This window comes from Clostridium lundense DSM 17049, from assembly GCF_000619945.1.
GTDB classification, from domain to species: Bacteria; Bacillota; Clostridia; order Clostridiales; family Clostridiaceae; genus Clostridium_AO; species Clostridium_AO lundense.
Map to the genome: position 1 here is coordinate 1 of NZ_KK211044.1, position 10,240 is coordinate 10,240.

Consider the following 10,240-nt stretch of genomic DNA (forward strand, 5'->3'; position numbering starts at 1 on the left):
TTTATATAAGTTTCTATTTTTAAAAATCACTTGGTAAATTTTCTAGCAACCTTAAGATTCCAATAGTTATGTGCTATTGTTAATTTTAAGGAATGCTGATTTTACAGTGGTTGAACAATAACATAAGATGTATTTAAATGTTCTTATCCTTCTATCTACTTCCAAACCATTGTCTAGTTGAACAATAACATAAGATGTATTTAAATAGGTTTGTAATAGCTTGTCTAGGGTTTGAATCTTATTGAACTTTAACATAGAATGTATTTTCAAGCAATTGAAAATTGAGAATGGACAGTTGAGAGTGAATGGAAATTTTGCCAATGAGTCTGCTACTTTTTATAAATGGCAGACTTATTAATTTTCCCAAGTGAATTGCAAAATAAATGTGGCTTAAGGCTAATGATATCAGTGACTTGTATAGCACTTCCTATAGAAAATTGTATTTTGTAACATTAACTGGTAAAGTTTTAAACAAACCTTGAGTTTTCAATGGTTTTATGCTATTGTTGATTTTAAGGAACATTGATTTTTCAGGGTTAAACAATAACATATGATGTATTTAAATATCTGAAATTTAGCTGCTATAATTGCCTTGCCTATTGTTGAACCTTAACATAGGGTGTATTTATAATAAAATTCTTCAGAATCTACCAATTCAGAGGAAAGTCCAAATATAATTTTAATTAAATATGTAAAATCTCCTTTTTTAGCATAATGTATATCAATTTTTAAGTTCCCAATAATATGTATTTAGCTGAAATAAAAAATCGATATAGAGATAATGAATTAATGACAAAGATATATGACATTAATTAAAATATCAATAGCTATTCTCTTATATAGATATATACTTTAAAGTATGGTAATATATATTTGTTAACCATAATAAATGTTGTATTTAAATATACGTTAAATTAAATGATTTAACAAATATTAATTAAAAATTAACCATAACATTTGATGTAAATTATAAAAAAAATTTAATAGCGTTATTATTTTAGCACAATTCAATGTATAATATAATCAATACGTTAAATTAAATGATTTATATTAGAGGTGATTATATGTCTAAATTATCTATTCAATTCAGATTGTTATATATATTAATAGATGAAAATATTCATAATGCAAAAGATCTAGAAAGAGAGTTGGAATTAAAAAATAGCACTTTAAGGTGGTATATAAATAGCCTCATATTATCAGGGTTTCAAGTAGAATCTTTGAGAGGAAGAGGAGGAGGATATAGATTAGATAAAAAAATGTGTATAAATAATATTTGGAGATTGATAAAAAATGATAGATAGAGTTGAAAAGGTATGTAAAAATGTAATAATATTTACAAATAAGGTAAAAAAGTATAAAATTAGGTGTGAGGAGGTGACTGCATGAAAGTATTTGAAATATCTATTTCGGTATTTTTAATAAAGGATATAGATTCAGAGGACTCTTTTGAGAAAATAGCTCAATTTATTGATAGTGGATTGGCAAAAAAAACTGAATTATTGGAACTGCATAATAGCAATACATATAAAAATTATTGTTTTTGCTCATTTTATCCATTAGAAGAAGATAAAGTTTACAAGAGGGGTAATATTTACACAATAAAAATAAGAACAGTTGATTATGAGTTAGCAAAATTTTTTAATGAAGAATTAGTAAATCATTATAATCATGATATAAAGGCTTTAACATCTACTATAAGAATATTACCTAGAAAATATATAGATAAAATATATTCTATAACTCCTTTAATACTAAAAACTAATGAAGGGTATTGGAAAAATAATATTTCATTAGATGAATTTGAAAGAAGACTAAAAGAGAATTTGGTTAAAAAATACAACTTATTTATGAATACAAAAATAGATGAGAATTTTCAACTTTATACATCTATAGAGTTTAAGAATATAAAGCCTATAGGAATAAATTATAAAGGGAAAAAAATACTAGGGGACAAGCTAACTATACATGTTAGTAATGATACAATGGCTCAAGAATTAGCATATATGAGTTTAGGAACAGGAGCTTTGGAGATGAATGCCAGAGGCGCTGGGTATATGAACGTTAAATGGCTGTAAAAAGGGTGGTGAGTATGTGTTAAGCCAAGCTTTAGAAGTATTTAAAAAAGAATATGAGAAAAATGGAGATGCTCTTATTTTAGGTACATATATTCCAGCAGATGGAACATATGTAGTAGTTAAACCCAATAATAATGATTTTACTATAGAAGATTCAATAGACATAAAGTTGGACAAGAAGACTGGAACTATAGATAGAACTATAAATAATATGGATTTCATATGTTTTGCTGATTATTATAGTAAAGTAACAGATATGAATAAAGCAATTTTACCAAGCAGTGGTAAAGTAATACAAGGAAATAACTATTTATCTTTCATTATAAAAAAAGATAGTCTTACTAATGGAAAGCTTACAATTGATATAATAGATAAATATTATAGTGTACTAGAGAACCCAAGGGCAAAATACTCTCAGAAGCCCAAAGCTCTAGAATTATATGAATTGGCAGAGAGAAAAGTTGGAGAAGTAGATAAAGATAGGCTAAATAAGATAAAGACATGGATTAAGGAAAACTTATTCCAAAAATTCAAAGAACTTACTGGAAAGGATTATCTAAAGATATTTTTTTATTATCCAAAAGATGATTATAAAAAAGAAAGTGAGAGATACTTTATTCCTAACATATACAATAGTAATGATTACAACGAAAAATCAGACAATATTATATATGGGTTACCTAATGACAATATGGGTTTAAATTCAAAAAAGCCTTATTTAGAGAATAAAACTCGAAAAGTCCCTGTGCCATATCTTATTGATCAGGAAGAGGTTATGTGTCAAAAGAAGTTTTTTGATTATATTATGAACCAAGCGTCTTCTGGAAAAGTTAATATTTATATAGGAAATGAAATTAATCCTTTAAACAATAAGGAATCTTTAGATAAAGAGTTTAATGGTATCTTCTTAAGGTTAAAAAAAGGTAAAGAGGTAGAAATTCAAGATTGTGATATAGTTTGTAATTATAATCCAAATTTAAAAAAAGTGTTCCAATATGAAAATATAATTGGAGTAGATTATGAGAATTTAAATGCCGAGTATGGATCAATTAAAACATTAAAAGTAATGCATGAAACTATTAATAGAGTTATGTTTAATAAATTTTTGAGTTCTAATTATTTTACTGAGCCAAGTGATATATCAATAAATGATGGCACTTTAAAATCTAATTTATTAATATGCAGAACAGCATTATTCAACTGGTTTTATAAAGGAAATTATAAAAACATATGGAAGTTACTTAATAAAGCATCGATGAGCTTGGTTAAAGGATCTATTGAAAACGGTTACTTTACGAAAGCTACTGATCAGTTTAATTTAAGATTATCATTAAAGGAGTATTTTGAAGGAGGGGAAGAAATGGCAGATGTTATATTTGAAGTGAAAAATAGTTTAAGAAATAAAATTTCTCAAAAAGATACTAGTCTTATAGAAAATGATAGAGAATATTTTTTTGCAGTAGGACAATTGGTAAGTTTCTTTATATCTAGAAGTAAGGGAAAGAAAAAACCACTTTCACTTGCAAATCCATTTGTTAATGCTAAAAAAGACCAAGTTATAAAAGAAAAGTTGAAGGCTTTATATAAAAAATATAATTATGATATAGAAAGTTATAATTTTAAATTTAAAGGATTATATGCCATGATTATGTCCTATGAAGTGGATGGCAAAATCGATGAAGATATGATTATTGCGGGATATTTACACAGCAACTTATTATATGAAAAGGAACAAGAGATAGTAGAGGGAGGTAGAAAGTAATGAATAAAAGGATTTATGGAATTATTGGAATAGTATCAATTATGGCTAATTGGAATGCGGACTTTACAGGATATCCTAAAACCATATCTACTGGAGAGATTTTTGGAAGTGATAAGGCTTTAAAATATCCGATGAAGAAAATGTGGAGTAATGAGGGAGAAAAAGTTTTATATATAAAATCTATGAAGTTATCAGAGGGCAAAAATGGAGCAGTAGATTTAGTGCCAAGATCTTTAAAAGAAAGATATGAATATCTTTTTAATGAAGCTGATTTGAAAAAGGCTAAAGATAGTAAAAAACTATTAACTAATTTATTTTCAGCTATAGATGTTAAGAACTTTGGAGCCACATTTGCAGAAGAAGGCAACAACATATCAATTACAGGAGCAGTTCAAATAGGACAAGGTTTTAATAAATATGAGGATTCTTATGCTGAGGAACAGCAAATACTATCCCCATTTAGAGATGCTTCAGATAAAGGTAAGGAAAAGGATAATCAAGAGGAAGCTAAAAATTCCACATTAGGTACTAAAATAGTAAGTAATGAGGCTCATTATTTTTATCCATTTACAATTAATCCTTCAGTGTACAATGAATTCGTAGGTCTTGGTGTAACAGATGGATACACTGAAGAGGATTATAAAAAATTTAAAGAAGCGGCATTGAGTTCTGCAACGTCTTTTGCTACTAATGCAAAGGTTGGATGTGAAAATGAGTTTGCATTATTTGTTGAAACTAAAAGCAATACATATCTTCCAACTCTTTCAGAGTATGTGAAATTTGAAAAAGGTGATGATAAAAATATTATAACTTTAAGTTGTGGAGATTTATTAAATTCTTTAAAAGATAGTATAGTGTCAGTAGAAATCTACTATAATCCATATACCACAATAATTAATGAGGAGATAGAAGGAGTTAAGAAATATAATATATTTACAAAGCAAGAGGTGTAAAATATGGAGGTTATAAAGTTTACTTTAGAGGGGAGATTTGGTTTTTTTAAGAAACCAGATATTAATACTTATCTGTATTTTACCTATGGAAACATTCATAAAGTAGCTCTCCTAGGCATATTTGGGGCGATTTTAGGCTATAAGGGATATAATCAAATGAGTTTTAGTAAAAAATATAAAAAAGATTTTAAAGTTTTACTTGAAAACAAGGAAAGATGTTATCCCGAATTTTATGAAAAGCTAAATCATTTAAAGATAGGAATTGTTCCTAAAGAGGTTAGCATAAATAAAAAGGTACAAGTTTTTAATAATTCTGTAGGATATGCCTCTAAAGAACAAGGCGGGAACTTAATTGTAAAAGAGCAATGGTTAGAAAATCCAAGTTGGGATATTTATATAGCTATAGAAGATGAAGAAGGTAGAAAGCTTGCTACAGCGCTAATGGATAGAAGTTTTGTATATATACCTTATTTGGGTAAAAATGATCATTTAGCAGATATAAAAAATGTCGAATTAATATCGGATGTTAAAGAAGTAAATTCGTTAAGTACTATTGATAGTTTGTTTATAAAGGGTGAATTTGAAATAGTTGAAAACAATGACATTGACGAATTTGATGAATTAGAAGAAGATAATCCAATATTTAAATATGAAGAAAAGCTACCTATTTCTTTAGATGAAATAACAAATAAATATGAGTTGAAAAGTTTTATATATACAAATGCAAGTTTAATGAAGATAAGAAATACTGTTGTTTATAATGTATGTGGTAAAAATATAGTGTTTGTATAATTTAAGAACAGTTCTAAATTTAAAACAGAGTTAATTAAAAGAGGAGGTTCTTATGCCTCCTTTAATTAATTTAAAAGGAGATTTTTATGTATTTTGATTATTGTAAAGAAATTAATATTTGTGATTATATAAACAATGAATATTCAATATATGCTCATACAAAAGAAGGAAAAAATGAGGACTTACAGGATCATATAACTCTTTGTATAAAATATTTTTTCAAGATTGTTAATGAAAAACATTTAAATGAAGTTTTTGAAAAATTAGAATTGGAATTTTTAAATGACTTTTCATTAGAAGGAAGAAAATTATTTAGAGAGATGATTTTAAATACAATTACATTACATGATATGGGTAAGGTAAATCCATATTTTCAAAAAAGCAGATTAAATAATGATTTAAATATAAAAGAAGCTGCAAAATATAACAACTCCCATCATTCAATATTATCTTCTATTGTTTATATCGATACATATTTTCCAAGAATTAAAACATTTGAATCAGAAGAAAAGTATTTGTTATTAGATTTTATGATGATGAATGCATACATAATATCAAGGCACCATGGGAATTTAACTTCTTGGCATGACTTTAAGGAAAAATTTGCAGCAGATGGTGAAGGAGAAAAATTAATTACCGAACAGTATATTTTATTTGAAAAAACTCTAAATAAAAAAATAGCCATTAAGATAAAAACTATAAACAAGATATTTGAGATTGTAGAAGAAAAATATATAGAAAAATGTAGAAAAGAACAACTTATTTATAGATATATTTATGAAAGATTGATGCTGTCTATATTAATAGCCTGTGATTTTTACTCAACATCAGAATTTATGGAAGGTATAGAGATAAATGATATAGGAATTATCAATGATATTGATGAATTTTATGATGTGTTTAAAGAAGGTGAAGTATATAAATCAATACGAAAATATGAAGAGGAAGAATACGGATTTAATAAAGATTTTTCTAATATAAAGAATATAAATATATTAAGAAATGAGATGTTTTTAGATGCAGAAAAAACACTTGAGAAAAACATAGAAGCCAATATATTTTACTTAGAAGCTCCAACAGGTAGTGGTAAAAGTAATGTTGCTACAAATCTAAGCTTTAAATTATTACAAGAGGACAAGAGCAAAAACAAAATATTTTATGTATATCCATTCAATACATTGGTAGAACAAAATATAAATACCTTGGAAGAAGTATTTGAGAAAGAAAAGAATATACTTAATAAGATTGCTGTAATCAACTCAATTGAACCTATTAAAGTTGATAAGGAAGTTAGTAAAAATGAGGATATGAATGAAGAGACGAATTTAAAATATTATAAAAAAGCTTTGCTTAATAGGGAATTTTTAAATTATTCTATGATACTAACAACTCATGTTACTATTTTTAAATACTTATTTGGAACAGGTAAGGAGGAACTTTTTCCACTTCATCAATTAGCAAATAGTGTGATTGTATTGGATGAAATCCAAAGTTATAAAAATTTAATATGGGGAGAAATAATAACATTTTTAAGCTGTTATGCAAAACTTTTAAATATGAAAATCATAATAATGTCTGCCACATTACCGAATTTAGATAAGTTATCTCTTTCAAAGGCTAATACTATTAAATTGATTCAAAACAGAGAAAAATATTTTGAAAACCCTATTTTCAAGAATAGGGTGAAGGTGGATTACTCCTTATTAGAGAGTGAAAATATAACAGATGATTTGTATGAACATGTAAAAAGTCAAAGTTATAATGGTAAAAAAATTCTTCTTGAATTTATAAGTAAAAATTCAGCCTATAATTTTTATAATAGATTAAAAGAAGATGAGGAAATACTTTGCGATGTGGAGCTTATGAGTGGTGATGACAATATAGGAGAGAGAGATAGGATTATAAAAAAAGTAAAATCAATGAATTCTATAATATTAGTTGCAACACAGGTTGTAGAAGCTGGTGTTGATATAGATATGGATATAGGATACAAGAACATGTCTATGCTAGATAGTGAAGAGCAATTCCTTGGAAGAATAAATAGATCTTGTAAAAAGGATGAATGTACAGTTTATTTTTTTAAGGTAGATGAAGCTGAAAATATTTATAAGGGTGATATAAGGCGAAATAAGGATATAACATTAGAAAATGAAAGTATACGAGAAATTTTAAAAGAAAAGAATTTTAATAAGTTTTATGATTTAGTTATTGAAAGGCTACAAAATATAACAAGTGGGCTTAATGAATTAAACATAGAGAATTTCTTTTATAAAGATGTTAAAGAGCTGGAATTTAAAAAAGTAGAAGATAGACTAAGATTAATTTCTCAGCAGGAAGGTAAAATATCAGTTTATTTAAGTAGTAATATTGTAGTAAAAGATGAGGAGCTTAATGGAGAGAATTTGTGGCATGAATATAGAAAATTATTGGTTAATAAAAGCATGGATTATTCTAAAAGAAGAGTTAAGCTATCTGAAATTAGATCAAAGATGAATAATTTTATATATGAAATTAAGTGGAATTATGACTTTCCTTATAATGATAGGCTAGGAGATTTGTATTTTATAGAGGATGGGTACAAGTATTTTAAAGAAGGTAAATTGGATAAAGAAAAATTCATAACTGGAATAGGAGATTTTATATAATGAGAATTAACGGTACTTTAATAAACTATTATTTTCATTGTAAAAGACAATGTTATCTTCATGGAAATAGACTTAATCTTGAAGATAATAGTGAAAATGTAAAGATAGGAAAGGCAATACATGAAGAAAAAGAATCTAAAAGCAAAAATACTGAAATTGCAATAGATAATATAAAGATTGACAAGCTTACAAATGAATACTTAGTAGAAATTAAAAAATCAGATGCAGATGTGGAAGCTTCTAAATGGCAATTGTTATATTATTTAAAAGTTTTAAAAGACAAAGGTATAGATAGAAAAGGCAAATTAGAATTTATTGAGAAAAATAAAGGAAACAATAAAATTTTATATTTTGAGCTTGATGAAGAATTGTTGAAGCAATTAGATAAACATATACGTGAAATAGATGAGCTAATTCAAGGTGATAAGATTCCTCAAGTTTTAAATGTTGCAAAATGTAAAAAATGTGCATATTATGAATATTGCTATATATAGAGAGGTGAACAAATATAAATGGGTAGTACAAGGTATATAACATCTATGGGAGAATTAACTAGGAAAGATAATTCGTTATGTTTTAGGAAAAATGGTAAAAATGTATATATTCCAGTAGAAAACACTAAAGAAATATATTGTTTGAATGAAGTTAGTATAAATTCAAAGTTGCTAGATTTTTTAGCAACAAATAATATAATTGTTCATTTTTTTAATTATTATGAAGGATATAGTGGAAGTTTTTATCCAAGAAATCAATATAATAGCGGCAAGCTTTTAGTCAAACAAGTTGAAGCTTTTACTAATAAAAGATTACGTGTTGCTAAACCTATTGTGAAGGGGATTGGTGATAACATATCAGAGGTATTATACCATTACTATAAACATGGTAAGAAAGAGATTAAAACAACCATTGATTGGATAAATAAAGAATTTATTGAGAGTATAAATAAGGCTGAGAACGTACAGCAGCTTATGGCTGCTGAAGGGGAAGTATGGCAAAGATTTTATGGTGAATTCAAAAATATATTACCAGAAGATTTTATAATGAATAAAAGAGTAAAAAGGCCACCAGACAATCCCATTAATGCTTTAATATCCTTTGGAAATACTTTATTATATGCAAAAACCATATCCTCCATATATAGAACTCACTTAGATCAAAGAATTAGTTTTCTACATGAACCTTCAGAGGGAAGGTTTTCTTTAAGTTTAGATATAAGTGAGGTTTTTAAACCTGCAATAGTATATAAAACTATATTCGAGTTAGTTAATAATAAAAAGCTACAAGTGGCTAAACATTTTGATAAAAAGGTGAATTACTGTTTGTTAAATGAAGAGGGAAGAAATATATTTATACAAGCATTTGAAGAACGACTAGAATCTGTGTTTACTCATCCTAGATTGAAAAGAAAAGTTAGTTATAGAACTGCAATTAAGTTAGATTGTTATAAGTTAATTAAATTTATGATGGAAAATAAGGAATTTGTTCCGTTTAATCTTCAGGAGAAAATGTAAATGAGTAAAAATCTGAATTATAATTATGCTTTTCTTTTCTATGATGTTAATGAAAAAAGAGTCCAAAGAGTTTTTAAGGTTTGTAAAAAATATTTATCTCATTTTCAAAAGTCTGTTTTTAGAGGGGAGATAACTCCATCTAAGCTAATTTCTTTGAGGAAAGATTTAAATAAGGTTATTGATAAAAGTGAAGACTTTGTATGTATTGTAAAATTGTTAAATGATAATGTGTTTGGTGAGGAGATTTTAGGAGTACAGAGCAACAATACTGGAGAGGATTTAATAATTTGATTTTACCAGGTGAATTGTGAAATAAAGGTGGACTAAAGTTAATGGTGTCAGTGGTTTGCATAGTGTTTTCTATAGAAAATTGTATTTTATAAAGTTACCTGGTAAATATTTTAACAAACCTTGAGATTCCAATGGTTTTATGCTATTGTTAGTTTTAAGAAATGCTGATTTTACAGTGGTTAAACCTTAACATAGGATGTATTTAAAT

Annotated in this window: 9 protein-coding genes; all 9 read left to right on the forward strand. The window is 26.4% G+C overall.

Translation table 11 applies throughout. The features are described from left to right. The first annotated feature begins 1,064 nt into the window (after positions 1-1,064). The 9 genes from T514_RS0123420 to cas2 all read left to right on the forward strand — a co-directional run bounded on the left by T514_RS0123420 (position 1,065) and on the right by cas2 (position 10,032). Positions 1,065-1,304: an HTH domain-containing protein gene (locus T514_RS0123420; RefSeq protein ID WP_027626921.1), complete on the forward strand. Its 240-nt coding sequence runs from the start codon at positions 1,065-1,067 to the stop codon at positions 1,302-1,304. Between the two features lie 81 nt (positions 1,305-1,385). Further along, positions 1,386-2,078: a CRISPR-associated endoribonuclease Cas6 gene (gene cas6, locus T514_RS0123430; RefSeq protein WP_027626922.1), complete on the forward strand. Its 693-nt coding sequence runs from the start codon at positions 1,386-1,388 to the stop codon at positions 2,076-2,078. 16 nt (positions 2,079-2,094) lie between these two features. Further along, positions 2,095-3,840, forward strand: a complete 1,746-nt coding sequence (gene cas8b / locus T514_RS0123435) for a type I-B CRISPR-associated protein Cas8b/Csh1 (RefSeq protein ID WP_027626923.1) — start codon at positions 2,095-2,097, stop codon at positions 3,838-3,840. Continuing rightward, complete coding sequence (locus T514_RS0123440) at positions 3,840-4,793, forward strand: type I CRISPR-associated protein Cas7 (protein ID WP_027626924.1); 954 nt, start codon at positions 3,840-3,842, stop codon at positions 4,791-4,793. Before cas8b ends, T514_RS0123440 begins: the two co-directional genes overlap by 1 nt. A gap of 3 nt (positions 4,794-4,796) precedes the next feature. Further along, positions 4,797-5,585: a type I-B CRISPR-associated protein Cas5b gene (gene cas5b, locus T514_RS0123445; protein WP_027626925.1), complete on the forward strand. Its 789-nt coding sequence runs from the start codon at positions 4,797-4,799 to the stop codon at positions 5,583-5,585. Between the two features lie 86 nt (positions 5,586-5,671). Further along, positions 5,672-8,230, forward strand: a complete 2,559-nt coding sequence (locus T514_RS0123450; RefSeq protein WP_027626926.1) for a CRISPR-associated helicase/endonuclease Cas3 — start codon at positions 5,672-5,674, stop codon at positions 8,228-8,230. Beyond that, positions 8,230-8,724: a CRISPR-associated protein Cas4 gene (gene cas4 / locus T514_RS0123455; RefSeq protein ID WP_027626927.1), complete on the forward strand. Its 495-nt coding sequence runs from the start codon at positions 8,230-8,232 to the stop codon at positions 8,722-8,724. Before T514_RS0123450 ends, cas4 begins: the two co-directional genes overlap by 1 nt. Positions 8,725-8,742: 18 nt before the next feature. Continuing rightward, positions 8,743-9,741, forward strand: coding sequence for a type I-B CRISPR-associated endonuclease Cas1b (gene cas1b, locus T514_RS0123460; RefSeq protein WP_027626928.1), 999 nt, complete (start codon positions 8,743-8,745; stop codon positions 9,739-9,741). Then, positions 9,742-10,032 carry a CRISPR-associated endonuclease Cas2 gene (cas2, locus tag T514_RS0123465; protein ID WP_027626929.1) on the forward strand — a complete coding sequence of 97 codons (291 nt, stop codon included), beginning with the start codon at positions 9,742-9,744 and terminating at the stop codon, positions 10,030-10,032. Positions 10,033-10,240 lie beyond the last annotated feature (208 nt).

What these genes read in the sequence shown, in the direction of transcription:
- cas2 (WP_027626929.1), top strand. Translation starts at nt 9,742, where the DNA reads ATGAGTAAAAATCTGAATTATAATTATGCTTTTCTTTTCTATGATGTT.
- cas1b (WP_027626928.1), top strand. Translation starts at nt 8,743, where the DNA reads ATGGGTAGTACAAGGTATATAACATCTATGGGAGAATTAACTAGGAAA.
- cas6 (WP_027626922.1), top strand. Translation starts at nt 1,386, where the DNA reads ATGAAAGTATTTGAAATATCTATTTCGGTATTTTTAATAAAGGATATA.
- cas4 (WP_027626927.1), top strand. Translation starts at nt 8,230, where the DNA reads ATGAGAATTAACGGTACTTTAATAAACTATTATTTTCATTGTAAAAGA.
- T514_RS0123440 (WP_027626924.1), top strand. Translation starts at nt 3,840, where the DNA reads ATGAATAAAAGGATTTATGGAATTATTGGAATAGTATCAATTATGGCT.
- cas5b (WP_027626925.1), top strand. Translation starts at nt 4,797, where the DNA reads ATGGAGGTTATAAAGTTTACTTTAGAGGGGAGATTTGGTTTTTTTAAG.
- T514_RS0123450 (WP_027626926.1), top strand. Translation starts at nt 5,672, where the DNA reads ATGTATTTTGATTATTGTAAAGAAATTAATATTTGTGATTATATAAAC.
- T514_RS0123420 (WP_027626921.1), top strand. Translation starts at nt 1,065, where the DNA reads ATGTCTAAATTATCTATTCAATTCAGATTGTTATATATATTAATAGAT.